General features: G+C 67.6%; 18 protein-coding genes. 12 read left to right on the top strand and 6 right to left on the bottom strand.

What is annotated here, in order from left to right:
* The first annotated feature begins 151 nt into the window (after positions 1-151).
* From AB0L70_RS30065 to AB0L70_RS30040, 6 genes are all read left to right on the top strand, one after another.
* The gene (locus AB0L70_RS30065) at positions 152-1174 is read left to right on the top strand and encodes a nucleotidyltransferase family protein (protein WP_363690070.1); all 1023 of its coding nucleotides are present in this window, start codon (positions 152-154) and stop codon (positions 1172-1174) included.
* Positions 1175-1260: 86 nt separating this feature from the next.
* Entirely contained in the window at positions 1261-2175 is a 915-nt protein-coding gene (locus AB0L70_RS30060) for a M14 family metallopeptidase (protein WP_363690068.1), read from the top strand.
* Positions 2175-3272 (top strand): pyridoxal-phosphate dependent enzyme, encoded by a 1098-nt coding sequence (locus tag AB0L70_RS30055; RefSeq protein ID WP_363690066.1) that lies wholly within the window; start codon positions 2175-2177, stop codon positions 3270-3272. Before AB0L70_RS30060 ends, AB0L70_RS30055 begins: the two co-directional genes overlap by 1 nt.
* A gap of 91 nt (positions 3273-3363) precedes the next feature.
* Complete coding sequence (locus AB0L70_RS30050) at positions 3364-4110, top strand: SDR family oxidoreductase (protein WP_363690064.1); 747 nt, start codon at positions 3364-3366, stop codon at positions 4108-4110.
* Positions 4111-4241: 131 nt separating this feature from the next.
* Positions 4242-5531, top strand: coding sequence for an aspartate aminotransferase family protein (locus tag AB0L70_RS30045; RefSeq protein ID WP_363690062.1), 1290 nt, complete (start codon positions 4242-4244; stop codon positions 5529-5531).
* A 3-nt stretch (positions 5532-5534) separates the two neighbouring features.
* The gene (locus AB0L70_RS30040) at positions 5535-7010 is read left to right on the top strand and encodes a M81 family metallopeptidase (RefSeq protein ID WP_363690059.1); all 1476 of its coding nucleotides are present in this window, start codon (positions 5535-5537) and stop codon (positions 7008-7010) included.
* Here AB0L70_RS30040 and AB0L70_RS30035 read toward each other — a convergent pair.
* The 5 genes from AB0L70_RS30035 to AB0L70_RS30015 all read right to left on the bottom strand — a co-directional run bounded on the left by AB0L70_RS30035 (position 6996) and on the right by AB0L70_RS30015 (position 17676).
* A complete protein-coding gene (locus AB0L70_RS30035) occupies positions 6996-7838 on the bottom strand; it encodes an IclR family transcriptional regulator (RefSeq protein WP_363690057.1) in 843 nt (280 codons plus the stop codon). The two genes, AB0L70_RS30040 and AB0L70_RS30035, sit on opposite strands and share 15 nt — an antisense overlap.
* Before the next feature lie 217 nt (positions 7839-8055).
* Positions 8056-10887 (bottom strand): beta-N-acetylhexosaminidase, encoded by a 2832-nt coding sequence (locus tag AB0L70_RS30030; protein WP_363690055.1) that lies wholly within the window; start codon positions 10885-10887, stop codon positions 8056-8058.
* A 215-nt stretch (positions 10888-11102) separates the two neighbouring features.
* Entirely contained in the window at positions 11103-12014 is a 912-nt protein-coding gene (locus AB0L70_RS30025; RefSeq protein ID WP_363690053.1) for a hypothetical protein, read from the bottom strand.
* Positions 12011-16663, bottom strand: a complete 4653-nt coding sequence (locus AB0L70_RS30020; RefSeq protein WP_363690051.1) for an ATP-binding cassette domain-containing protein — start codon at positions 16661-16663, stop codon at positions 12011-12013. Before AB0L70_RS30020 ends, AB0L70_RS30025 begins: the two co-directional genes overlap by 4 nt.
* A gap of 26 nt (positions 16664-16689) precedes the next feature.
* Complete coding sequence (locus AB0L70_RS30015; RefSeq protein ID WP_363690049.1) at positions 16690-17676, bottom strand: NAD-dependent epimerase/dehydratase family protein; 987 nt, start codon at positions 17674-17676, stop codon at positions 16690-16692.
* A gap of 185 nt (positions 17677-17861) precedes the next feature.
* Between AB0L70_RS30015 and AB0L70_RS30010 the strand changes: the two genes are divergently transcribed.
* The 6 genes from AB0L70_RS30010 (at position 17862) to AB0L70_RS29985 (ending at position 25404) form a co-directional block, all read left to right on the top strand.
* Positions 17862-18314 carry a hypothetical protein gene (locus AB0L70_RS30010; RefSeq protein ID WP_363690047.1) on the top strand — a complete coding sequence of 151 codons (453 nt, stop codon included), beginning with the start codon at positions 17862-17864 and terminating at the stop codon, positions 18312-18314.
* A 177-nt stretch (positions 18315-18491) separates the two neighbouring features.
* Positions 18492-20021 (top strand): SulP family inorganic anion transporter, encoded by a 1530-nt coding sequence (locus AB0L70_RS30005; RefSeq protein ID WP_363690045.1) that lies wholly within the window; start codon positions 18492-18494, stop codon positions 20019-20021.
* Positions 20022-20081: 60 nt separating this feature from the next.
* On the top strand, positions 20082-20522 hold the full coding sequence (locus AB0L70_RS30000) for an SgcJ/EcaC family oxidoreductase (protein WP_363690044.1): 441 nt from the start codon (positions 20082-20084) through the stop codon (positions 20520-20522).
* Positions 20523-20540: 18 nt separating this feature from the next.
* Positions 20541-20882, top strand: a complete 342-nt coding sequence (locus AB0L70_RS29995) for a TraR/DksA C4-type zinc finger protein (protein WP_363690042.1) — start codon at positions 20541-20543, stop codon at positions 20880-20882.
* A 134-nt stretch (positions 20883-21016) separates the two neighbouring features.
* On the top strand, positions 21017-21679 hold the full coding sequence (locus AB0L70_RS29990; protein ID WP_363690040.1) for a hypothetical protein: 663 nt from the start codon (positions 21017-21019) through the stop codon (positions 21677-21679).
* 164 nt (positions 21680-21843) lie between these two features.
* Positions 21844-25404, top strand: coding sequence for a choice-of-anchor D domain-containing protein (locus AB0L70_RS29985; protein ID WP_363690038.1), 3561 nt, complete (start codon positions 21844-21846; stop codon positions 25402-25404).
* 18 nt (positions 25405-25422) lie between these two features.
* Here AB0L70_RS29985 and AB0L70_RS29980 read toward each other — a convergent pair whose 3' ends face one another.
* The gene (locus AB0L70_RS29980) at positions 25423-25893 is read right to left on the bottom strand and encodes a GNAT family N-acetyltransferase (protein WP_363690036.1); all 471 of its coding nucleotides are present in this window, start codon (positions 25891-25893) and stop codon (positions 25423-25425) included.
* Between the last annotated feature and the right edge of the window lie 69 nt (positions 25894-25962).

The raw sequence follows: 25962 nt of genomic DNA, 5'->3' as shown, positions 1-25962 counted from the left end.
GGTCTGTCCGGTCGGCTGAAACCAGTCTCTTTTCGCCGTCTCGATACAGGCTGAAATCGTCTCCTGGCTGACAGTGACCGGGTCTGTAACCCTGGTTCCGTGGCGCTCGGTACGAAATCTGAGGGAGACCATGTGTATTACTGAGGTGCTTGTGAGCCAAGAGGATTCGATCCGGATCGCGCTACAGGCGATCGACCGGGCCGGCTCCTCACGTGCGTTCATCGCCGATTCGGCCGGCCGGCTGATCGGTGCGATCAGTGAGTCCGATATCCGCCGGGCCTTGCTCGACGGCGCCGGACTCGACTCGCCGGTGTATCCGCTGCGGCAGGATCCTGGCGTCGCGACCAAACCTGAAGTGGGACGAGGGGAGGTGATCGATCTGATGCACGCACTCGGGCTGCGGGAGTTGCCGGTGGTCGACGAGAACGGGAGAGTCGTCGGCATCCACACCGAACAGGCGCTCGCCGGCCCGGACCCGCGGCACAACGCCGCGGTGATCATGGCCGGTGGTAAGGGGACCCGGCTGGCGCCGTTGACGAACAGCATTCCGAAGCCGATGCTGCGCGTGGCCGGCCGCCCGATCCTCGAACGGCTCGTGCTGCACCTGGTCGGCTCGGGGGTGACCCGGATCTTCATCTCGGTGAATCACCTCGGCGACATGATCGAGGATCACCTCGGTGACGGCGCGAGCCTCGGCTGCCAGATCGAATACCTGCGCGAGGATCCGGCCGTCCCCCTGGGCACCGGCGGCTCGCTACGCCTGCTCGCACAGTACGGCGAACTGAACGATCCGCTCCTGGTGATGAACGGCGATCTGGTCACGGACTTCTCCGTCGGCGGACTGCTCGACGCGCACGCCCGCGCGGGTGTCGTCGCGACCATTGCGACCACGCAGTACCAGCACGAGGTGCCGTTCGGGGTGCTCGAGCAAACGGATGGACGCCTGGTCCGGATCGTCGAGAAGCCGGTCCGATCCTGGCGCGTGAACGCAGGGATCTACGTGCTCGAACCCAAGCTGATTCCAGGGATTCCGGGCGGGCGATTGTTCCCGATCACCGAGCTGCTGGATCAATGCCTGAAACACCGCTGGCCGGTCGGTCTGTGGCCGCTCCAGGAGGACTGGCAGGACATCGGCCGGCCCGCCGAACTCGCCCAGGCGCGCGGCGAGGGCTAGCCGTGTCCAGGTGACCCAGCCGCAGCCACACTCTATATTGGAACTCCGGTTTCAATCTGCGGAAAGGGTGTGGGGAGATGCCGGCTGTGAGTGGGTCCCGTCTGGAGCGGGAGGTCTTGCCAGGCGGGACCGTGATGAACACCGTGCACGGCGACGAGCCAGGGCCGACGCTGGCGTTGCTCGGGGGAGTGCACGGCGATGAGGACGAGGGTGTGCTGGCCGTCTGGCGCATCCTTCAGGAGCTGGAGACCACCGCGCTGCGCGGCACAGTGCGGGCAGTGGCGCCCGCCAATCCGGCGGCGTGGGCGGCACGAAGTCGCACCACGCCGTACGACGATGGCGACCTCGCGCGCTCCTTTCCGGGTGACCGGGACGGGCAGCCGACGGAGACGCTGGCCGATGGGATCACGGACCGGACGATCCAAGGTGCGGACCTGCTGATCGATCTGCATTCGGCAGGATTGCGCTACAGCATGCCGTTGTTCTGCGGTGTGGCTCGGGACCAAGAGGACGCATTGCGCGCTGCCGTCGCGTTCGGTGCGCCGATGATCTGGTTGCACGAGTCCTGGCCGCCCGGGCGGAGCCTCACCGCGGCGATGGAGTGCGGTGTGCCGGCCATCTACGCCGAGTGCGGTGGTGGCGGCGGAGTCAGGCTCGACCACCTCGACGCCTACGTGACCGGTGTGCTGTCGGTGATGGCCCAGCTGGGCATGCTCACCGAGTCGCCTCGGGTGCGTCCGTCGCCGCGCTGGGTCGCCGGCTCCGGGGACCTGGATGCCGGCGTCAGGTCGTCGTACAGCGGCCTGTTCGTCGTGTCGGCCACAGCCGGCGAAGTGGTTCCCGAAGACGGCGAGGTCGGTCGGCTCTACGGCTACCGAGGTGAGCTGCTGGAAGTCTTGCGTGCCGCACGCTCGGGGGTCGTCATGTTCCTGCGCCGACAGGCCCAGGTCAGACCCGGCGATGTCCTGTTCGTGATGGCGGTCCGATCGGAGGGGCCGTGATGTCGGCCGATCGCTGTGTGCTGAGTCGCTTCGCGTCGGACCTGCCTCCGCTGAGTGAAACCGTCTGCCTGGGGGAGGGCGGGACACCACTGATCGAGCTTCCCGCTGTGGCGCGCCGGGTCGGCGTGCGCTCGGTATCGGCCAAGCTGGAGACGGCGAATCCCACCGGCTCGTACAAGGACCGGGTGGCGGCGATGTCGCTCTCGTTGGCCCGCAGTCAGGGCTATCGAGGCTGGATCGCGACATCCTCGGGCAACGCCGGCATGGCGATGGCGGCGTACGGCGCCAGGGCCGGAGTCCCCGGCTTCCTCTGCCTGGCCGGCTCGGTGCCGCCCGAGAAGTCGCTGCCGTTGCTCGCCTACGGGTCCGACGTCGTGTCCGTGATCAGGGTGAAGGGCGCCGGTCGGCCAGAGGTCGACGGCGACATGTTCGCGCAGGTCCGGGCCGCGGCAGCACGGCACGACCTGTATCTCGGCGTCACCCTGCATGCCTTCAATCCTGAGGGCATGCGCGGGATCGACACGATCGCCTACGAGCTCGCCGAGCAGGCGCCGTCGATGACCCATGTCTACGCTCCGGTCGGCGGCGGCGGTCTGGTGGTCGCGATCGCCCGCGGCCTCGCCGGACGGGATCTGCGACCGGCGATGGTGGCCTGCCAGTCGACGGGATGCGCTCCGGTGGTGCGATTCCTGGCCGGCGAGATTCCGTCCGTCGCGGTCGAACGGAGCAGCACCGGGATCTCCGCGCTGCAACTGCCGCGCCCACCCGACGGCGTCGCGGCGGCCGAAGCCGTGGCTCGATCGAAGGGATGGGGTACGGCGATCGACGACGACGCGATCCTGTCCGCGCAACGGTGGCTGGCCTCGGCGGAGGGCGTGTTCGTCGAGCCCGCGGCCGCCGCGACTGTGGCGGCGTTGCTCGCCGATGCGGACGCGGGACGTCTCACGTCGGACGCACAGCCGGTGCTGATTCTCACCGGCGGTGGCTGGAAGGATCTCGGCCGCTTCGCGGCGGACGCGGCCCAGGTGCGGATGATCGACGTCGCCGATGTCTCCGGTCAGGTCGACGACTGGGTCGCCGGGGTGACCACGTCCTGAATTGACGATCGGCGGCGCCGCTGTCAAGCTGACTTTGAAACGGCAGTTCCAAACTCAGCCTGCAGGCTGCACCTGACCAGGACGTGTGACAGTGGCAGAACGCACGGCTCTCGTGACGGGTGGCGCGACCGGGATCGGCGCCGCGATCAGCGCCCGGCTGCTGGCCGACGGACTGAACGTGTACGTCGTCCAGCGCGACGAAGCCGAGGTAGTCGCTGCTCAGGAGCTGTTCCAGGACTCCGCCCGGGTCCGAGTCGCGGCACATGATCTTGGCGACGCGAAAGAGTGCATCCGCGCCGTCCAGGGATGCGTTTCGCATTTCGGTGCACTCGATGTCCTGGTCAACAATGCCGGTGTCACCGGCGCTGCCGCCGTCGATGCGCTCGGCAACTTCAGCGATCAGCGCATCGACCAGGTGATCGACGTCAATCTGAAGGCCCCGCTCCGATTGGTGCGCGAAGCCCTTCCCCAGTTGACGCTTGGCGGTGGAGTTGTGGTGAACATCGGCTCGATCGCCGGCATCCAGGCTCAGGCGGACGCAGCGGCGTACGTGGCGAGCAAGGCGGGGATGGACGGGATGACGCGGGCGCTGGCGTACGACCTGGCTCGTGTCGGCGTGCGGGTGGTCTGCGTGGCGCCCGGCGATGTGGAGACCGAGACCAGCCGCGCGCCCGACTATGTCGCGGAGCGAGCGGGCGCCTGGACCAAGGTGACTCCGTTGCCTCGGCCGATCCGGCCCAGCGATGTCGCTGCCGCGGTCGCGTGGGTCGTCTCCCCTGACGCCGCGGCCGTGACCGGTTCGACGATCTACGTCGACGGCGGTCTGACGGCGTACTGAGCCGCTCTCGAGGGGTTGGCCGGTGGGTGGAAGGCGCCTCCCTTGACCGTAGCGCCACGTAATCGTAGCGTAGTCGCAAGAAATAACACGCAGGTTTTATCTAGTGAAACCATCCATGATGGGGGAGCCTGATGGCCCTACACGAACAGAGCCAGTTGACGTCCCGTTCGGATGAGCTGCGTTTGCGCGCACTCGAACGCGCTCCGGGCGGCGTGCACTCCAATGTCCGCCTCCGTGGTCCGCACCCGTTCATCCGCTCCGCCAAGGGCGCGTGGTTGTTCGATGCCGACGGTCGCGACTACGTGGACTATCTCCTCGGGCAAGGCCCGAACTTTCTCGGTCACGCGCCGGACGCCGTGGTGCACGCAGTCTTCGACGCGTGCCGGAGCGGGCTGGTCTACGGGGGACAGCACGAGCTGGAGGTGGAAGCAGCCGAGCTCGTTTGCGAGGTCACCGGCTGGCCGGACATGGTTCGGTTCAGCACGAGCGGCACGGAGGCGGTGCAGGCAGCGCTCAGGCTGGCGCGAGCGGCGACCGGCCGGACCGAGATCATTCGCTTCCAGGGTCACTACCACGGCTGGCTGGACAACATCCTGACGGCCGAACGCGACGGAGCCTGGGGAGTGGCGAGCCAGGGCCAGGTCGCTGCGCACCTTGGCGAAAGCCACATCCTGCCGTGGAACGACGCGGACCTGCTGGCCGCGGAGTTCGAGCGGTACGGGGACCGTCTGGCCGCGGTGATCATGGAGCCGATCATGATCAACGCGGGCGTGATCGAGCCGAGGACCGGTTACCTGGAGAAGGTCCGCGACCTGTGCACGAAGCACGGCGTCGTACTGATCTTCGACGAGGTGATCTCCGGATTCCGGATCGGCCTCGGCGGCGCTGTGCAGCGGTACGGCGTGACTCCCGATCTCGCCACCTACGGCAAGGCGTTCGCGGGTGGATTCCCGGTCGCCGCGGTCGTCGGCCGGGGTGATCTGATGAGCAGACTCGGGACCGGAGAAGTCAATCATTCCGGGACCTTCAACTCCTCGGTGATGGCGATGGCCGCGGTGCGTGCGACCCTGCGGGAGCTTCGCGACGAGACGCCGTACGTGCGGGTGGATGAACACGGACGCGCGCTGATGGCCGGGCTGCTCGATGTTGCGGCGCGTCATGATGTGCCGTTGCGGGTCGCTGGATTGCCGGCGGCGTTCCACGTGTCGTTCGGCGATGCCGAGGTGACGGACTACAAGTCGCTGCAGCAGCTCGATCTCGCACGGTACGAGCAACTTGCGGGAGCCCTTGTAGACAACGGGATCTGGTTGACCGGGCGTGGCGTCTGGTACGTGTCGGCCGCTCACGGAGCGCATGAGCTCGAGGTCGCACTGAATCGCTTCGACGAAACGTTGGGCGAGTGGAAGCTGAAGGTGCGGTAGATCATGCGTCTTGCCTTGCTCGGTCTCTACCACGAGACCAACACCTTCTCGCCGGTCCGCGCTGATCGCGCGCTGTTCACGGCCGGCGGTGTCTGGCGAGGAACTGAGATCGTCGAGGCCTACGCGACGTCGTCCACGACGAACGGCGGATTCCTGGTCGGTGGTGCCGAGCAGGGTGTGGACGTCGTACCGCTGATGTTCGCGTTCGTCACGCCGACCGGACCGATCACGGCGGACGCCTTCGACTGGCTGGTCGGCGAGATGATCGAAATGCTCCGTGACCAAGGGCCATGGGACGGGGTGCTGCTGAACCTGCACGGCGCCGCCGTCGCGGAGAACCACGCGGATGCGGACGCCGAGATCGCGGCAAGAGTGCGTGCTGTGGTGGGTCCCGACGTACCGGTCGGCGTCGTCCTCGACATGCATGCGAACCTCAGTCAGCGGTTGCTGGACGCGTTGACGGTGACGTTGGTCTACCAGACGAATCCGCACGTCGACGCGAAGCAGCAGGCGATCCGCTGTACGGAACTCGTCGTACAGACCGTCCGCGGTGAGATCCGGCCCGAGCAGGTGATGGTTGCCCTGCCGCTCGTCTCCAACATCGCCTGCCAGGACACGAGCGAGGAGCCGATGGTGAGCCTGCTGGCCAAGGCGCGGGAAGTCGCCGCGAGACCCGGCGTCCTGTCCACCAGCGTCATCGAGGGCTTTCCGTACGCCGATGTGCCGCAGCTCGGGATGTCGTGTCTGGCCATCCACGACGGAGATCGGGCTGAAGCCCAGCGGGCTGCGGACGAGCTCGCGGCCGCGGTCTGGGAGCAACGGCGTGAGCTCGAGACGACCGGTATATCGGTCGATGACGCGCTCGACCTGGCGGCGCTGGAACCGGACGGCACGGTCGTGCTGCTCGATGCCGGGGACAACATCGGCGGCGGTTCGCCCGGCGACTCGACGGTGATTCTCGAGGCCGCGATCCGGCGTGGTCGGCGGTCGCTGCTGGTCGTCCTCTGCGATCCGAAGTCTGCCCAGCAGTGCATCGACGCCGGAGTCGGGTCGACGGTGAGCCTCGCCGTCGGTGCGTGGCAGTCGCATTCGGCCGGCAGTCCGGTGCCTGTGGACGGGACTGTGCGCGCGGTCTCCGATGGCCGGTTCGAGGAGCCCACGCCTACCCACGGTGGATTCCGGTTCTTCGACATGGGACCGACGGCGGTGCTCGAAACCACGGCCGGGCCGACGGTGATCCTGTGTTCGACGGCCGTGATGAGCACGAGCGCGCAGCAGCTGCTGTCGGTCGGGGTCGACCCGTCCGACTATCGGCTGGTGGTTGCCAAGGGCGTCAACTCACCTCGGGCCGGCTACGCGCCGATCGCCGTACGAATGCTTGTCGTCGACACCGACGGGGTCACCGCGATGGGGCTGGACCGGTTCGCCTATCAGCATCGGCGCCGGCCGCTGTACCCGTTCGAGTCAAGCGCTGGGTGAGTCGACCTGCGTCACCGGGCTGAGCGTGATCTCGCTGGCAACCGCGATCAGTGTCTGCGCGGCCTTCTCGACGTCCCGCATCGGAAACCGGGCCTCGGGCGCGCTCACACTGACCGCGGCCGGAAGGCGGGTGCCGAGGATCGGTACGGCGACGCACCGGCCGTCGGGCTCGTTCTCCCGGTTGTCGACCGCGTAGCCCAGGCGCCTGACCTTCGCCAGCTCGGCGAGGTAGTCGTCGACGGTCGTGATGGTTTCTGCTGTCCTGCGGGGCATTCCGGCCTGCTCCAGCATCTCGCGCACCCTGGCTTCGGGCAGATGTGCGGCGATCGCCTTGCCGAGGGCGGTGGAGTGCAGCGGGTCGTGGCTGCCGCGACTCGCCGCGAGCCGGACACTGCGGCGGCTCTCGATGATCTCCAGGTAGATGACGTTCTGCCCGTCGAGCAGACCGAGGTTGGTCGTCTCGTCGAGAGTGTCGCGCAGTCGCTCGAGGGACGGGCGGACCCGCTCGCGGAGCACCTCCAGGTGGCGCGACTGCATGCCGAGGAAGCCCAGTCCGATCCGGAACAGGCCGGTCTCGGCGTCCCGCTCGACGTACCGGTTCCGCTCGAGGGTCCACAGGTAACGGAAGGCCGACGACTTCGGCAGATCGGCGGCGTCGGCAACCTCTTTCAGCGTGACGCCGTCGACGGACTCCTGGAGGAGATTCAAGACGGCGCACACACGCTCGATGGAGCGAACGCCGTACTCCCGGCCCTCTGCCTCGATGGTCACCTCGGGGCGGGTCGGGGACTTCGTCTGGGTCTGCGATGCCGGTGTCAGCGGACTCACCTCGAAAGAGAGCGGGCCCCCGCGTGCCCGAGTGAATTAGATTCTGAGTTTCATTCTATGAAACCGCAGGGTCACCGGGCAAGGGGGCCAGTTCCACCGTTCGAGGCCACTGGGGTTGGTGAGTCCCCGGAGCCGATCATCTCCGGATGAGTGAAACCCCAGTTTCTTTCCGTGGCCGGCGGCCCTGCGAGTGCGCAGGGCCACCGGCTTCACTGGGTCAGAGGCCGCTGCACTGGCCTGACTTGGGCCCGGATACGGAGTTGGGGCGGCCCGCGTTGGTCGGTGCGGGGTTGTTGCCTGTGCAGGACAACGGTCCGCTGATGTGGTTGCCGGAGACAATCGTCGAACCGGTGTTGTTCTGTACGGCGAGTGGTCCGGCGATGGTGGCGCGGTCGATCGTCACCTGGCCTGCGGAGCCGCTGACCTTGACCGGGCCCCTGATCGTCGCGGGCGCGCAGTCGCCGGTCTGGTTGCCGAGCCAGACCCGGGTCCGGCCGGCCACGCTCACCGGTCCGGACACCGTGGTGCCGCACAGGAGAACGTTGCCTGCTCCGGACGCCGACACCGGTCCGCGGATTTCGGAGCCGGATGCGTAGAAGCCGGCACCCGCAGCCACGGTGACCGGGCCCGAGATGGTCGCGCCGTCGAAGCACGCGACACCCGAGGAGACGGTCAACGGGCCTTGGTGCGTTCCGGTGAACATCGTCGTACAGGCTGGGACGCCGGTTGCCACGAACGGCACGACCCAGCTCTGGCCCTGACGGGTGTAGGTGACGGCGCCGTGGTAGGTCCCGTCCGCTGGGTAGCTGTGGCTTCCGCTGACGGTCATCAGGCTTCTGCCCTGACGTTGACTCGCGACGTAATCGCGTGCTGCGATGACGCCGGCCTCGGTCGGGGATCCGTCGCCCCAATCGATACTGGCGGCGAATTCACCCGGCGGGATCGAGCCGGCGGCCAGCCGTCCCAGCGGTGCGTTGGTCAGCGTCCTGTCCACGCCGAGGCGGGTCGTCGTACCCATCGACTCGGGAGTCCAGGTGACCTGGGCGATGGAGCCGAAGTTGACTCCTGCAAAGGCCCATCGAGCTCCAGCGACGCTGAGCCGCTGGCGGTAGGCGTCGTAGTCCTGGGTCAGCACCTTGGGCGACCAGGCCTTCTCCAGGATGCCGGCCAGCCGTGGGTAGACCATGAACTCGTTGGTGGCCAGCCCGCGCATCTGCTCGCCCCAGATGGGCGCCTCGATGCCGATGATGTCCTCGGCCTTCGGTCCGCCGTACGCCGGTTGCGCCCAGACGGAACGGTACTTCTCGTAGACCCATTCGGGATCCCACGAGTACGCCTTGTCGAGCTCTGTCCGCGGGGTCCGGCCGGGCGAACCGTCGTACCCGAAGTCGAGGTAGGCGTTCCACTCCGGCGTGGTGATGACGCTGCGGTGCTGGTTGAACCACTCGGGCTTGATCAGCGGGGGACCACCGCCGGTGTAGTCGGACCAGTAGTGGTTGATGGAGGTCGAGCCCGGTGCGTATCCCTCGAGTGCGGGGTTCCAGCCCATCATGCGCTTGCCGGTGGCGTCGACGATGGACTCCATCTGGCCGATCCACCACTTGTAGTCCTCGTGCGGCATTCCGATGGCTTCGTCGCCGCCGATGTGGATGATCGGTCCGGGCGAGATCGCGGCCAGCTGTGCGATCGCGTCCCGCCAGAAGGCGAGCGCGCGCTCACTCGCGGGGTCGTTCGGGTTGGTGCAGAACCGGTCGGTCTGGGTCTGACCCTGGCAACCCACGACCGCGACCCCGCCGAGGGACCTGACCGCCGCGGTGGCGTGGGCCGGGCCTTCCAGTTCCGGCACGATCTCGATGAACCGGTCGGCGGCGTACTTGACCAGGCCCTTGAAGTCCTCTTGCGTGTAGAAGCCCGCGATGCAGGCGGCTCCGTTGCAGCCTGTGCCGTCCAGGGCCGGGTAGCCCTTGATCTCCAGGCGCCAGGACTGGGAGTCGCTCAGGTGCAGGTGCAGCTGGTTGCCCTTCAACGCTGCCAGCTGGTCGATCGTGGACCGGATCTCGGCCACGGTCATGAAGTTGCGGGCAGGGTCCAGTTGCAGACCTCGATGCTCATAGCGCGGGTAGTCCAGAACCGTGATGGGCTGTGCGGTCCACGGCCCCACGCCGGGGATCGCCGAGTTGATTGCTGCTGGCAACAGTTGCCGAAGGCTCACGAAACCGTTGAACAGGCCGTGTGCCTGCGGGGCGGCGATCTTCGCGCCCGCACTCGACACCGTGAGCGAGTAGCCCTCGGCCGTCTTGTCCGCTGGTACGCCGGACACCGGGCCCAGCGAGAGGGCGATGTCGGCGGCGGTGGCGGAGCCTGTCACCACAGGCAGGACGAATCCGGTGGCCGGTCGCAGGTAACCGGCGAGGACCTCACCCGTGGCGGCGAGGGCGCTGCTGGAGACGACGATCCGGGACTTGCTCGTGAGCTGCCACGGCTGACCGGTACCGGGTGTCTGCTTCACCGGCACGGGGATGATCTGTCCCACGACCGGCGCCGGCTTCGGGCCGGACCAGACCTCGAACTCGTTGATCGTGTACCCGACGGTCGAGGTCGTGGCCAGGGCTTGCATCCGGACACACGAGATCGGGTCCTTGCGGTCGATCACCTGGGAATCCTTGTCGCTCGGATTCACCACATGGGTGACCGTCGACCAGGTCTGGCAGTCGGCGTCCGTGGAGACTTCCAGGTCGTACTCCGTCGGCTTGCCCGGAGACGTCCAGCGGCTGAACACCTCGTACACCGGGGCGGGTGTGGCCAGCTTGACCTGGAACCAGTCCTGCGTCGGGTCGTAGCCGTTGCCGACCGACGCGTAGTTCGAGGTCCAGCCGTTGTGCACGAACACATCGGTCGCGTTGGCGGGCGCGTACGTCAGCGCCGGCGCGGTCATGCGCTGGGACTTGGCGGAGGCGACGGCACCCGGCTGAAGGGCCAGGTTGACGCTCTCGGGCGGATCGGCGTACGTCGTGGACGGTCCGGCGGAGGCTGTCAGCGGGACCAGCATCGCGGCGACGAGGGCACCAACTGTGAGGACGGGAACTGCGCGAGGCCGAGACCGACGGCCTGTGGCCGGTCTCCCCTCGGGTTGCGATGACGAGAACGAGAATCTCACGTGACTCCTTACCGGTGCAGGGCGGTGACACGCGGTCCCAGAGGCGACCGTAGTTGCGATTTTCCGCCCGACTCACCAACCGTGCAAGATCTTCACCAGTGCGATGGTCAAGGGGCGAGACGGCGGAGACTGGTTTCGAGGTCGAGGGACAGCCAGCCGGACAGCTGGGGGTGGGCCGGATGTTGCCAGAGGCCGTACGGGCCGCGCAGGGCTTCGAGGTAGCCGACCAGATCGTGCATTCGCCGGTCCTGAACCGAGACATCGCACCGGGACGCGAGGTCGAGCAGGAAGCCGAGGTCGAAGGTGGCGTAGAACGTGATCTGACCCATCGCGCGCTCGAGGCCGATCAGGCGCGAGACCTCCCAGCCGATCGATGCGGCGTCGCGTGTCTCGCGGGCGAGGAGGTGGTCGACGCCGACGCGGGCGCTGTCCGATTGCTTCCGATCGGGGTGCAGCGCCAGGCAGGCGACGGCTCCGGTCGTTGCCGAGCGGCATCCGAGTCCCTGGGGGAGTCGGCGGTACTCCTTCTCCGGCGGAACCGGGCGACCAGGACCGCCGAGATCGGCCTTCGGTCCGGCGGGCCAGGAGCCGTCCTCCAGACGTACGCCGAGCAGCCATTCGTAGGCGCGTTCGGCTCGTGGGTCGGTCGCGAAACCCGCGGCGGCGACTCCTCGCAAGGGCACGACGGTCTGCATGGTGATGAAGCGAGGTCCCTCGTCGGTCGGTTCGTCGGACCACGACCCGTCGGGCCGTTGGGAGGCGAAGATCGCGTCAACCGCCGTAGTGGTCGCAGGGCCGCGGTAGCCGAGGTAGGCGAGCCGGCAGAGCAGGTAGCCGGCAGTTCGGGGCCGGCTCTGCGCGGATTCGAGTTGCGCGACGAGCTCCTGGACGGCCGGGCTCTCGTCGATCTCGGTCCGCCAGGCCGCGACCTCGTCGTCCGCCTCGGTCGCACCGTCGAGCTCGATCGCCGCCCGCCACCGCAGCGACGGTGATGGGTCGCCGTACAACAGAGCGTTCATGCGAGCACCTCCCGAAGATGCGGCGCCGTGCGCGTGCCGGCCTTGGCGAGGTCCTCCGGTAGGCCCTCGAACACGATCCGGCCACCGTCCGGTCCGCCGCCCGGGCCGAGCTCGATCAGCCAGTCGCAGGACGCGAGGAGAACCGGATCGTGCTCGGTCACGAGGACACTATTGCCCGCAGCAACGATCGAGTCGAGGGCTTGCGCCAGTACGGCGACATCGGTGACCTGCAGGCCGACGGTCGGCTCGTCGAGCAGGTAGAGGGTGCCGGACTTCGTTGGGCGGGCGAGCTCCTTGGCGAGCTTGAGTCGCTGGGCCTCGCCGCCGGAGAGGCTCCACCCCGGCTGGCGGACGACCAGGTAGCCGAGTCCGAGTGATACCGCAGCACCACCGACCCGGCGTACGACGTCGAGGTCACCCCACTCGTCGACGAGTTCGGCGATCGTGAGGGCCTCGATGTCGGCGAGGGTTCGACCCCGTTCGCGCAGTACGGCGACCTCGCGGCGGTAGCCGGAACCCGCACATACATCGCAGGTCTGCGTCACGGAGGGCAGGAACGACATGCCCTCCTGCCACACGCCTTTGCCCTTGCAGGCGTCGCAGCGATAGGTCAGGTCCTTCATGGTGAGGCCTTGTTCAACGGCAGTCTCCGCTGTGGCGAACGTCTTGCGGACCGCGCCGATCAGGCCGAGGAACATCCCGGGCGAGGTGATCTCGGCGCGCGACTGGTCGGCGACCACGACACGGGCGGGCGCGCCGGTGATGGCGTCGTACGCACCGGGTTGGACCCGGGTCACGCCGCTGCCGGGGATGTTGGCCTTCGGCCGCGACAGCCCCAGCCCGATGGTGTCGATGACGAGCGAGGACTTGCCGGAGCCGGACGGGCCGCAGACGCCGACGAGCAGGCCGAGTGGAATGCGGACGTCGAGGCTGTGGAGGTTGTTCTCGTCCGCGCCGGTGATCTGCATCCACTCCGTCGGTTGGCGGCGCTGTCCGCCGCCGGCGACCGGCAGGTTGCCGTCCAGGATGGCCCGGGTGACTGACCGGTCGCTGTCGAGGCTGACGATCCGGCCGCCGTCTCGTCCCGGACCTGGGCCTACTTCGACAATGTCGTCGGCAGCACGGATGAACGCGGGGTCGTGCTCCACAGCGATGACGGTGTTGCCGGCGTCGCGGAGCTCGGTCAGCGCGCGGATCAGAGCCGTCACCTCGGCCGGATGCAGGCCGCGGGACGGCTCGTCGAGTAACACGGTCATGCCGACGAGGCCGCTGCCGAGCACCAACGCGAGCTCGACCCGCTGCGCCTCGCCGGCGGACAGCGTCCAGGTCGGCCGGTTCAGGTTCAAGTAGCCGAGCCCGACCGAGCGAAGGAACGCGAGTCGATGCAGTGCGACCGTCCGCGCGTGCGCCGCGTGCTCGTCGTCCGGCTCGTCCATTGACGCCAGTACGGCTTCGAGCTCGAGGAGCGGTAGGGAGAAGAGCTCGCTGCCATCGTGGCCCTGGAGACGAATCGTCAGGTAGGGATCGCGCAGCCGCTTGCCGCCGCACTCGCGACATGAGGATGCTGTGCTCTCCGCGCCACCGAGGTCCTGCTGAGCCCACTGGTTCAGCCCGCCCCAGGTCGAGTCGCCGTACAGGACGGCGTGACGGGCCTTGTCGCTCAGGTCCGACCACGGCGTTGCCCTCGAGTCGAACTTGTACCGCGCTCCGAGCTCGTCCAGCACCCTCTGCTCGCCGACCGTGCTGCCGACCCAGGACAGGCTGCCGCCGAACACACCGTCGGCGAGCGGCACATCCGGCCTCCGGATCAACGTCTCGAAGTCGTACTCGCGCACCACCCCAAGCCCCAGGCACTGCGGACAAACGGCGACTGCCGAGCCGATGAGGTGACGCGGTTCGATCGGTACGGCGTTCGTCGCGCAGTCGTCGCACGTCCACGCCGCTCCCTGCGTCGGCGCGACCCGGCGCACGTTGGTGCCGCCACATTCATCGCAGGTGCGTACGCCGGCACGGGCGAGGACGACCGCGACGAGACGCTCGAGATCGCTGGATCGGCCAACGGTGACCCGGGCGGCGTCCCAGACGTACATGCCCGGTCCGCCCGCGCCGAAGGTCGTGCCGGCTGGGTCGACGCTGATCGTCGGACCCAGACCGGTCAGCGAGTCGACCGGTGCCTCGGGGCCTTCGCGCACCGATTGACGCTCGTACACCGAAAGGCATTCGAGCAGCCGACGCATTGCCTCGGCCGCGAGCACGTCGTTGACCAAGGACGACTTGCCCGAACCCGAGACGCCGGTCACAACCGTGAAGCGGCCCTTGGCGAAGTCGACGTCGACGTTCTGCAGGTTGTGGGCGCGGGCTCCCCGTACCCGGATGACGTCGGCCGATCTCCTGCTGGCGCGGCGCTTGGCGCGCGGTCGCACCGTCGGCGGCTTGTCGGCTTTGAGCGGCCCGCAATGCTGCAGGAGTCCGCCATCGGGGCCGCCGCCCGGGCCGAGATCGATGCGCCAGTCGGCGGCGGCGATCACGTCCGCCTGGTGTTCGACGACGACCACTGTGCAGCCGTTGTCCGTCAGCTTGTCGAGTACGGCGAGCAGTCGGTCCAAGTCGCCGGGGTGCAGGCCGGTGGTTGGTTCATCGAGGAGCACCAGGTCGCCGGTGCGGGCCTTGGCGACCTCGCGGGCCAGCCGGACGCGTTGCGCCTCGCCACCGGAGAGGCTGGGGGAGGGTTGGCCGAGGGTGATGTACCCGAGCCCGATCTCCTGCAAGGACTCGAGGATGCGAGTCACCGGCTGGTGGTCGGCGAATACTGCGATGGCCTCGTCGACGCTCAACGCCAACACGTCAGCGATCGACCGGCCGTCCCACGTTGCCTCAAGCACCTCGGGCCGGTAGCGACGGCCTTCGCAGCCCTCGCACGGCACCCAGATCGGTGCCAGGTCACCCAGTCGGATCTCGACCGAGCCCATGCCCTCGCACTCCGGGCAGGCGCCCTCGGCTCGGTTGAAGGTGAAGTCCGACGCCGAGCGACCCGTCGCCTCCGCGAACACCTCGCGGATGCGGTCGAACACCTTGGTGTAGGTGGCCGGGTTCGATCGCGGGTTGTTGCCCAGCGGCGCCTGATCCACCGCAACAGTCCGCAGTACTGGCGCATCGAACGCCGCGCACCCGACCGGCTCGGTCTCGCGCAGCGACGCCAACAGCACTTCGCGCGCCAAGGTGGTCTTACCTGCTCCCGATGGTCCGGTGATCACCGTGAGGGACCCGACCGGAACCTCGAAGTCGATGCCGCGCAGGTTGCGAAGGTCGGCGCCAGAAATACGGATGCGTACGTCGGACACCGGGCGCCGCTCGCGCCGGGACCGCGTCCTGGTCGAGAAGCCGACTCCCGAAGCGGTGTCAGCCTTCCAGAGTTCAGCGGGCGAGCCCTGGAACACCAGGTGGCCGCCGGAGCTTCCGCCGCCCGGGCCGATCTCCACGACCTCGTCAGCCATCGCGACGGCGACCGGGTCGTGCTCGACCATCAGCACCGGTCCGGGCAACGCGGCGATGGCGTCGAGCAGGCGCTTGAGGTCGCTGTGATGAAGGCCGATCGTCGGCTCGTCCAGGACGTGCAGCAGGTCTTCGAGCCGTCCCGAGAGGACGACCGCGAGCCGGGTGCGTTGGGCCTCGCCTCGCGAGAGCGTGGGCATCGAGCGGTCGAGGCTGAGGTGGCCGAGTCCCAGGGTGCTCAGCGGACGCAACCGGCGTACGAGCTCGTCCTGGATCCGTCCGGGCGGCAGGTGCTCGACGAACTCGAGGACCTCGGTGACCGATCGGCTGATCAGGTCGGGGAGCGTGGTGCCGGCGATGCGGTGCGAGGAGGTGTCGGTGCCGTCGTGGAACGCTGCCGGTTCGAGTGGGCGGACCCAGGTGCCGCAGGTCGGGCAGATCGGTGCCCGCAGGACCGGCGTACCGCCGAGGAGGATCTCGGGTTTCCCCAACGCATCGGCTTGCTCCAGGGCTACCCGAACGTCGGCAACGGCCATGCCGGCGTGCAGCGTGGCTACGTGGACGACCACATCGTGTTTCTCTGCCGGGTCGAGAGGCTCCGACCAAGGACGTCCGTCAACGGTGATCTCCGCGAAGTCCTGGCGTAGTCCGGCCAGCAGGCGACCGTGGCTGCCGACGAGCCCGCGGGCTACCGCAACCTCCACGTCGAGGCTGTCGGTGGTGTCGAGCATCTCCAACGCGACGGCGAGTCGCTCGTCGCCGGAGAGCGCCCGTACCGGTATGTCGCAGCGCGGGCAGGAGACCTCGGCGAACCGCGAGTACAGGATCCGCAGGAACGGATGCAGACCGACCGAGGTCGCGACGGTCGAGGCCGGGTTCCGGTTGAGGACGTTCTGGGCGACCGCGACGGCCGGTCCGAGTCCGTCCAGGCGCCGTACGTGGGCCGCCGGCTCCCGGGTCCGGTTCCCGCCGAGGGCCAGTGAGTCGATGAACCGGCGGCGCGCCTCGGCGTACACCACGTCGAAGACGAGCGACGACTTCCCCGACCCCGAGACCCCGACGACCGCGGTCAGACCCGGGCCGAAGGTCACATCGACATCGCGCAGGTTGTGCTCACCCGCACCGCGTACGTCGAGGACTCGCTCGGCCCGATCCACGCGGCCATCCTCGCAGCCGGGCGCGGTCAGACTCGGTAGCGGGCGATCAGGGTGTCCATTGCCTCGTTGACCGCGGGGTCGACGCGCCGGCGGGTCGGGTCTTCGTCGTGCCAGTCAACGACCTCGCGGGCGCCGGTCTCGAACGGAATGGTGGCGACATAGTCCGGGACCACGCTGCGGAGCTTGGCGTTGTCGAAGACGGCGGAATGGGTCTTGTCGCCGAGGAGGCCGTCGCCCCACCCGCTGTGGATCGCGGCGATGGCCTCCGACGGGACGTGGACGATCTCTGCGGTCGTCCCGGCCGCGGTGGCGAGCGCGGTCGCGATCTGGTCCCAGGTCAGGACGTCGTCGGAGGTGATCTGGAAGGCGTCACCGAGGGTGCGCGGATTGCCCAGCAGCGGAACCATTCCGCGGGCGAAGTCGCGGTGGTGGGTCAGCGTCCACAGCGAGGTGCCGTCGCCGTGCACCACGATGGGTTCGCCGCGGCGCATCCGCTCAACGATCGTCCAGCCGCCGTCGAACGGGACGACGGTGCGGTCGTAGGTGTGCGAGGGCCGTACGACGGTGACCGGGTAGTTCTCGTCGCGGTAGAGGGTGGTCAGGAGATCCTCGGCGGCGATCTTGTTCCGCGAGTACTGCCAGTAGGGGTTCCGCAGCGGCGTCGACTCGGTGAGCGGGAGCCGCGCCGGGGGAGTCTGGTACGCCGAAGCCGAGCTGATGAACACGTACTGGCCGACATGCCCACGGAACGCATCGGTCCGGGCCCGCACCTGATCCGGCGTGAACGCGATCCAGTCGACCACGACATCGAAGTCCTGGCCGGCGATCTCGGCGAGGGCGACCGGATCCTCGATGTCGGCGGTCAGTTGCCGCACGTCGGTCGGGATCGGGCGGATCGAGGTCTTGCCGCGGTTGACGACCGTCAGGTCGAGTCCCGCTTCGAGGGCCTGCCATGAGCACGCCGAGCTGATGATGCCGGTTCCGCCGAGGAAGAGAACACGCAGGGCAGTCATGCGAACTACTCCTTAGATCGCAACGCCATGAGAAGAGAGCCAAGCCGGTAGTTTCACCATGGGCCAGTCTTCCAAACCCCCGGGCAGGTCAGGCCGTGTGCGTCTCATTGGTGGTGGTGAGGCTGAAGCTTGATATACAAGAGCCTCGACGGGGGTCGACGTACGGCGGAGTGGAAGCGGCTCGGATGGTGATGGCGTGGCGGTTCGGTGCCGTCGACGTCGCCGCCGTCATGGAGGTAGTTCGAGACTCGACCTTGTTCGCCGACTGGATGGTCGCGGTCCCGTCCGAGCTTCGCGCGGATCCGCGCTGGCCGGACGCCGGCAGCGTCGTACAGCGAGATCCAGGCGAGGAGCCTCGAGGACGCCACACCTTCAACCGGCATCTGACGGTCGCCATCGTCGAGAGTTGGAGCCCGGATCAGGAACTGGTGCTCCGGTTGCGGAGTGGGCTGGGTGGCTGGATCCGGATCACGCTCAGAGTCCAGCCCCGACCGGGTGGATCGCTGATCGAGGTTCGGGCGGATCCGCTCAGCGCGTCGGCCCGGCTCCGCTACAGCGGTCCGGCCCGCTCCGGCGTCCAGGAGCGCTGCGCCCTCGTCGCAGAACGCCTGATCGAGCTAGCCACCGATTCCGACTGACGGGCTGGGTACTCGCGGCTCAGCCTGCCGACGCGCGGTCGGGTAAAGTTCGGGCTGAGGGGTTCTGGTGCTCCTCGTCCCCTCTGTGACGCCGAATCTCGTGCTGCCACCGGCGCAATGACGCGCCACGTCTGCCTGCATGAGCGGTGCCGCCTGCCTCCCTTGTCTGGAGATCGCATGACCTCGCTGACGCCTGAGTCAGCCACGCCCGAACCGGCCAGGTCCATCCCTGTCGAAGAAGTCGACGTCGCGTCGGTCCGGGCCGCGCTCCGGTCGCCGCGCCGGCTGCGGATCGAGGTGCTGGGCGGCCTGGTGGTCGCGCTCGCGCTGATCCCGGAGGCGATCAGCTTCTCGATCATCGCCGGGGTCGACCCGCGGGTCGGCCTGTTCGCCTCGTTCACGATGGCGGTGTCGATCGCGTTCCTCGGCGGCAGGCCCGCGATGATCTCGGCGGCGACCGGTGCGGTCGCGCTGGTGATCGCGCCGATGATGCGCGATCACGGCTTCCAGTACCTGGTCGCCACGGTGATCCTGGCCGGGATCCTGCAGGTGGTTCTCGGCCTGCTCGGGGTGGCCAAGCTGATGCGTTTCATCCCTCGATCGGTGATGGTCGGCTTCGTCAACTCGTTGGCGATCCTAATCTTCCTGGCCCAGCTGCCGCATCTCACGCACGTGCCGTGGGCGGTCTATCCGCTGGTTGCCGCCGGCATCGTGGTCATGGTGTTCCTGCCGCGATTCACCAAGGCCGTGCCGGCGCCGCTGGTCGCCATTCTCACGGTCACGGTGTTCGTGGCGCTGACGTCGTTGGCCGTTCCGACGGTTGGTGACGAAGGCAAATTGCCAGACAGCCTCCCGTCGCTGTTCTGGCCGGACGTGCCGTGGAATCTGGAGACGCTGCGCATCATTGCGCCGTACGCGCTGGGAATGGCGCTGGTGGGATTGCTGGAGTCGTTGATGACGGCGAAGCTCGTCGACGACGTCACCGACACGCCGTCGCGCAAGACCCGCGAGGCCTGGGGGCAGGGTGTTGCCAACGTCATCACCGGGCTCTTCGGCGGGATGGGTGGCTGCGCGATGATCGGTCAGACGATGATCAACGTGAAGGCGTCCGGCGCCCGTACCCGGATCTCTACCTTCCTGGCCGGCACGTTCCTGCTGATCCTCGTGGTCGGGCTCGGTGACCTGGTCGGCGACATCCCGATGGCGGCATTGGTTGCCGTGATGGTCATGGTGTCGGTCGGGACCTTCGACTGGCACAGCATCCGGCCCCAGACGTTGCGGCGGATGCCTCGCAGCGAGACGACCGTCATGGTGGCGACCGTCGTGGTCGTCGTCATCACGCACAACCTCGCCATCGGCGTGGTTGTCGGGGTCGTCGTCGCGATGATCCTGTTCGCCCGCCGGGTCGCGCACTTCACCAGCGTCAAGGACGTCGCGCATCCCGACGAAGACACCAAGGTGTACGCCGTCACCGGTGAACTCTTCTTTGCCTCCAGCAACGATCTGGTCCATCAGTTCGACTACCGCGGCGACCCGGCCAACATCGTCATCGACCTGAGCGAGTCCCACATCTGGGACGCCTCCACCGTCGCAACCCTGGACGCGATCACCACCAAGTACGCCCGCTACGGCAAGACCGTCACCATCGCCGGCCTGAACCCCGCCAGCGCCCAACGCCACACCCGCCTCACCACCACCAACCCCTAGCTGCCGAGTGCGAGCTTTCCTGGTTGACCTCAAGTTGGGTTGAGCAAGTTGACTGGTTGCATGACCACAGCGGAGCAGGTAGATCAGGTTGCCGAGGTTGAGGCGATCAAGCAGGTAGTCGCGACTGTGCAGCATGCCCAACGCAACGAGCTTCCGGACGAGTTCCTCGGGTTGTTCCGGGAGGACGCCATCTGGACGACCGGGGGTGGCAAGCGGCTCTTGGGGCTGGAGGAGATCGCGGCGTTCACCCGGCAGGCCCTCCCTGGTGGGATGAAGGCGAAGGGCCTGTCGGTCGCGATGGAGGTGGTGCACGTGCTGTTCATCCGCCCGGATGTCGCAGCCGTCAAGGTGCGTCAGCAGTACAGCAACCTCGACGGTTCGTCGGTAGACAACCAGGACATCGTCTTCAACGAGGGCACCCCGCTGTTCGTGATGTCCAAAGAAGACGACCAATGGCGCCTTGTGGCCTGCCAGAACACGGAGGTCGCCGCCGACTCCTGATGGTGTCACGATTGACGGATGGATGACGCTCGCGAGTTGCTCGAGGCGGAACGACAGCAGGCGCTCCAGCGGCTCGCGGCTCTGACCGGCGACTTCGATGAGGTCGTAGCGGCCTCGCGGGACGCCAATGCAGACGACGAACATGATCCTGAAGGTGCGACGATCGCGTTCGAGCGGTCACAAGTCGCGACGCTGGTGCAGCATGTCCAAGGTCAGTTGGCAGAGGTCGAGGCGGCGATCGAACGGTTGATGGCCGGCACCTACGGGGTGTGCGAGCGGTGCGGCCGGCCGATCACCACCGCCCGCCTGGAGGCAAGACCGACGGCCCGCACCTGCATCGCGTGCGCCTCCACACAGTGAGCAGCGCTTACCACAAAGGCGAATCGGCAACTTTGATCCCGCTCGGGGCGTCGAAGTAGGTGTCCAAGGGGGGCACCGTGAAGCAACTTCACACCATCCGTTCTGTCCGAATCCGTCTACCTATCCATGTTCTCTTGACTGCAACGCTTGGTACAGGTCTGCTCCTCGCGGGGAGTACTTCTGCGTCAGCCCAGAACACCGCGCACGTCCCGGTATTCACCGACGTACGGGTCAGCTGCGGCGACGGCAGCGACGGCGACATCGGTGTGACGGCCAAGCTGATCGACACCAAAGCGACGGTCCCGGAGCCGCACATGGTGCTGATCTGGGCGGGCACCGCTGAGTACAGCTACGTCGTGTCGGTCGACGCACAGGGGACCGAGCCCGTCGAATTCGGTGGGCTCCCGAACAACACCAACTACCGGCTCCAGGCCCAGAACGCCGCCGGAGACGTCGTCGCCAGCGCCAGGGGACGCCTGAAGTGCAACGTCACGCCACCAACCAGCACGCCGACGAGCGCGCCGACCAGCAGGCCGACGAGGACGCCATCGGCATCGTCCTCGCGAACATCGAGTACGCCGCCGACTACCGGTACGTCGTCCGTGCCGACCACCGCGACCTCGACGCCGGTGGCCGTGCCAGCCGCGGTGGATGCCGGTCTACTCGACCCGGTCGCGCAGGACGAGTCCGGCCCCGCTCGGACGATCGTCGGAGCCGGCCTGCTGCTTGCCTTCGGCATGATCGTCGGCCTGGTCGCATTGCTGGTACGGCGTCGTCGCGGACCACACCAACTCTGACGGCGTGAGTTCGATTCTTGCAAGGATTGATTGAGATATTGCGTTGATGTGTCTGCGGGGTTACGGTCTGCGCACCACGGTCTCTGGTGCTCGGCTCTAGTGCGCCTGAGTCTCTCAGGGCCGGGGGGATCGACTACCCGCCCCTTGTCGAGAGAGAGCAGCGCATGTTCCGGTCAAGCGAATCCTGGAGTGGGAAGGCGCGCGTCGGCGTACTCGCCGTGGTCGGTGCGCTGATCGCCGCCAGTCTTGCCGTCGTCGCCGCCGTACCGGCGTGGGCCGCCGCGTCCGGTGGTGTCGGCGCCACCTTGCCGTACGTCGAAGTCCAGGCCGAGAACGCGTCGACCAACGGGACTGTCATCGGCCCGAGCGCCAGCTACAACACGCTTGCCGCCGAGGCCTCCTATCGCAAGGCAGTCACCTTGCAAGGCACCGGCAAGTACGTCGAGTTCACGACGCCCGCGGCGACGAACTCCATCGTCTTCCGCTACAGCATCCCCGACACCGGCTCCGGATCCGTCTACACGCCGCAGTTGTCGCTGTACGTCAACGGGACGAAGCAGCCGAACTTCACCTTGACCAACGCGTACAGCTGGTACTACGGCGGCTATCCGTTCACGAACTCGCCGGGGAGCAACCCGCACCACTTCTACGACGAGGTCCACCGGCTGTTCCAGACCACCTATCCGGCGGGCACGAAGTTCCGGCTCCAGGTGGACGCCGAGGACACCGCTGCGTCGTACACGATCGACTTCGCCGACTTCGAGAAAGTCGCGGGCGCTCTGAGCCAGCCGGCCGGCTCGGTCTCGGTGACCAGCAAGGGCGCGGACCCGACGGGCGCCGCGGATGCCACGGCCGCGTTCAACTCGGCGATGACCGCGGCCGGTGCCGGCGGGACCGTGTGGATTCCGGAGGGGACGTTCAAGATCCCGGGTCACCTGATCCTGAACAACATCACCTTCAAGGGCGCGGGCATGTGGCGCTCGACCGTCGTGGGCGCGGCGCCGGGCTTTTACGGCAACTACGCTCCCAACGCGAGTAGCGGCGTACATCTGTCGGACTTCGCGATCTTCGGCGACGTCCAGGAGCGCAACGACGGCGCCCAGGTGAACGGCATCGGCGGCGCGCTGAACAACTCCACGGTCGATCGGGTCTGGATCGAGCACGAGAAGGTCGGTGCCTGGATGGACGGCCCGTTCACCAACCTGGTCTTCAACGGCATGCGGATCCGCAACGTGACGGCCGACGGGGTGAACTTCCACAACGGCGTCACCAACTCCAAGGTCACCAACAGCGATCTGCGCAACCTCGGCGACGACGGCCTGGCGACCTGGGCGGAGCAGAACGCCGACGTCAACGACTCGTTCGACCACAACACGGTGCAGTACCCGATCCTTGCCAACGGCATCGCGATCTACGGCGGCCACGACAACTTCGTCACCGACAACAGGGTCATCGACGCCGGCCTCACCCAGGGCGGTGGAATCCACGTCGCGCAGCGGTTCGGCTCGACCACCCTCGGGCGTACGGACGTTCTGCGCAACACGATCATCCGGTCCGGGGGACTGGATCCCAACTGGCAGTTCGGCGTCGGTGCCCTGTGGTTCGATGCCCGGGACGGCGCGATGACCGGGCTGACCAACGTCGACAACATCCTCATCCAGCAGAGTCCGTTCGAGGCGATCCAGTTCGTCTCGGGCTCGAACATCAGCAACGTCAAGATCAACAACGCGACGATCCAGAACACCGGGACGTGGGTGGTCCAGGAGCAGGTCGGCGGCTCGGCGACGATCACCAACAGCACCGCCACCGGGACGCAGGCGCCCGGCCCGATCTACAGCTGTGGCGTCGGATTCACCCTCACCGATGGCGGCGGCAACTCCGGCATCTTCGGCCCCGCACAGTGTCAGAACCTCACCTCGCCGGCGTTCCCGCCGTACCTGCCGGACAACGGATCGCAGCTCTCGATCAGCCCCACCGCCCTCAGCTTCGGCTCCGTCGCGACCGGTACGTCGAGTACGCCGCAGGCCGTCACCGTCACGAACAGCGGTACTGCGGCAGTGCCGGTCAGCTCGATCGCGATCACCGGTGACTACGGCCAGACCAACAACTGCGGCACCAGCATCGCGGCCGGCTCCTCGTGCACCGTCAACGTCACCTTCCATCCCACCGCAGCGGGCAGCCGGAACGGAAACCTGACGGTCAACGCGGCCGGGGTCACCACCACCGTCCCGCTCTCGGGTACGGGCGTCGCACCCGGGCCGATCCTCACCCCGAACCCGGGCAGCCTGTCGTTCCCAGACACCCAGGTGGGAAGTTCCTCGCCGACTCAGACCGTGACCGTGACCAACTCGGGTACGGCGTCGGCGACGGTGTCGGGTGTGTCCGCCTCGGGCGACTTCACCCAGACGAACAACTGCGCGACGATCGCGGTCGGCGGCTCCTGCACAGTCACGGTCACGTTCAAGCCGACCGCGTCAGGAGCGCGTGCCGGTGGGGTGGCGTTGACCAGTAACGCCAACAACAGCCCAACCTCGATCTCCCTGACAGGCAACGGCATCGGGACCGACACCAACCTCGCCCGCGGGAAGCCGGCTACGGCGAGCAGTCAGGCCAACGGGACGCAGACCCCTGCCACGGCGACGGACGGCGACGCGAACACCTATTGGGAAAGTGCCAACAATGCCTTCCCGCAGTGGCTGCAGGTGGACCTCGGAGCGGTGCGCAACATCGGCAAGGTGACGCTGACGCTGCCGCCTTCGTCCGCCTGGGGCACCCGCACCCAGACCTTGTCAGTCCAGACAAGCACTGACGGGTCGTCCTTCAGCACGCCGGTAGCGTCCGCGACGTACACGTTCACCTCGCCTACCAACACCGTGAACATTACGGTTCCGGCAACCAACGCCCGCTATGTGCGGGTCAACATCACGGCCAACAGTGGCTGGCCCGCCGGGCAGGCGTCGGAGTTCGAGGTTTACCCGAGCGGTGGCGCCCCGATCAACGCTCCGATCATCAGCACGAGCCCGTCGTCGCTCACTTTCGGGTCGCAGGCCCTCAACACGACAAGTGGCGCCCAGGCGGTCACTGTGACCAACACGGGCAGCCTGGCTGCCTCGGTCTCGAGCGTCACGGCCTCAGGTGATTACACGCAGACCAACAACTGCAGCAGCATTGCGGTGAACGCGTCATGCACGGTCAATGTGAGCTTCCGGCCGACCGCGTTCGGGACCCGCGCGGGGACGTTGACGATCAACAGCAATGCGACCAACAGCCCGGCCACGGTCGCACTGTCCGGTACTGGGGCTGGTGCCACGAGCACGAATCTCGCAGCAGGCAAGCCGACCAGCGAGTCCAGCCACAACGACGTCTACCCGTCGAACAACGTGACCGACGGCAACCAATCGACGTACTGGGAGAGCGCGAACAACGCCTTCCCGCAGTGGGTCCAGGTCGACCTCGGCTCCGCCGCCAGCGCCGGCCGGATCGTCATGCAGTTGCCTGCCTCCTGGGGAGCGCGCACCGAGACCCTGTCCGTCCTCGGCAGCACCGACGGCACGAACTTCAGCCCGATCGTCGGATCCGCGACCTACTCCTTTGCCCCCGGCAACAACAACACCGTCACCATCACCTTCCCCGCAACAACCAAGCGCTACTTCCGCCTGAACCTCACCGCCAACACCGGCTGGTCCGCAGCCCAACTCTCCGAACTCCAGCTCTGGAACACCTAGCCGGCTCGGCCGAGCGGATCAAAGGTCGACGGTTGAGATGATGGACAGCGGAGCGAAGCCGTGCTTGCGATACAGAGCGAGCGCGGCTTCGTTCTCGGCGTACGCCGTGACCGTGAGGCGGGCCGCTCCACCATCCTTGGCCCAGGCAACGAACGCGTCCACCAGTCGTCCGCCGACCCCGGCACCACGACTGGCCGGGTCGACGTACATGCTCACCAGTTCGGCCCGCGCCCCGGTCCACATGTCCGAGGCCGGCATGAGGTCCCCGATCAGATGACCGACCACGTCCTCGCCGTCGGTCGCGACCAGGACCAGCGCGCTCGGAGCGGCGATCATTCCCGCGCACCACTCGGCTGCGTGAGCCGCGGGCCAGCCCTGATTGCGCAAAGGGTCCCGGGTGCCGCTGTCCTGAACGAAGAGCGCCGTCACGCAGGCGACCACGCCGTCGAGATCGGCCGGCGTCGCCGGCCGGATTGAGCCATCTGACATACCCGCACCCTAGTCAGTAGGACACTGGTTGGGTTGGCAAACGTTTACCGGGCTGGCATAGGGTGGTGG

Origin of the sequence: Kribbella sp. NPDC051952 (assembly GCF_040680855.1) — a bacterium.
In the GTDB taxonomy this organism is placed as follows: Bacteria; Actinomycetota; Actinomycetes; order Propionibacteriales; family Kribbellaceae; genus Kribbella.
The sequence above is the reverse complement of the archived record's forward strand: the minus strand, read 5'-3'. Positions and strand labels throughout refer to the sequence as shown.

What these genes read in the sequence shown, in the direction of transcription:
- AB0L70_RS30055 (WP_363690066.1), top strand. Translation starts at nt 2,175, where the DNA reads ATGTCGGCCGATCGCTGTGTGCTGAGTCGCTTCGCGTCGGACCTGCCT.
- AB0L70_RS30045 (WP_363690062.1), top strand. Translation starts at nt 4,242, where the DNA reads ATGGCCCTACACGAACAGAGCCAGTTGACGTCCCGTTCGGATGAGCTG.
- AB0L70_RS30040 (WP_363690059.1), top strand. Translation starts at nt 5,535, where the DNA reads ATGCGTCTTGCCTTGCTCGGTCTCTACCACGAGACCAACACCTTCTCG.
- AB0L70_RS30030 (WP_363690055.1), bottom strand. Translation starts at nt 10,887, where the DNA reads ATGCTGGTCCCGCTGACAGCCTCCGCCGGACCGTCCACGACGTACGCC.
- AB0L70_RS30025 (WP_363690053.1), bottom strand. Translation starts at nt 12,014, where the DNA reads ATGAACGCTCTGTTGTACGGCGACCCATCACCGTCGCTGCGGTGGCGG.
- AB0L70_RS30015 (WP_363690049.1), bottom strand. Translation starts at nt 17,676, where the DNA reads ATGACTGCCCTGCGTGTTCTCTTCCTCGGCGGAACCGGCATCATCAGC.
- AB0L70_RS30010 (WP_363690047.1), top strand. Translation starts at nt 17,862, where the DNA reads ATGGTGATGGCGTGGCGGTTCGGTGCCGTCGACGTCGCCGCCGTCATG.
- AB0L70_RS30005 (WP_363690045.1), top strand. Translation starts at nt 18,492, where the DNA reads ATGACCTCGCTGACGCCTGAGTCAGCCACGCCCGAACCGGCCAGGTCC.
- AB0L70_RS30000 (WP_363690044.1), top strand. Translation starts at nt 20,082, where the DNA reads ATGACCACAGCGGAGCAGGTAGATCAGGTTGCCGAGGTTGAGGCGATC.
- AB0L70_RS29995 (WP_363690042.1), top strand. Translation starts at nt 20,541, where the DNA reads ATGGATGACGCTCGCGAGTTGCTCGAGGCGGAACGACAGCAGGCGCTC.
- AB0L70_RS29985 (WP_363690038.1), top strand. Translation starts at nt 21,844, where the DNA reads ATGTTCCGGTCAAGCGAATCCTGGAGTGGGAAGGCGCGCGTCGGCGTA.
- AB0L70_RS29980 (WP_363690036.1), bottom strand. Translation starts at nt 25,893, where the DNA reads ATGTCAGATGGCTCAATCCGGCCGGCGACGCCGGCCGATCTCGACGGC.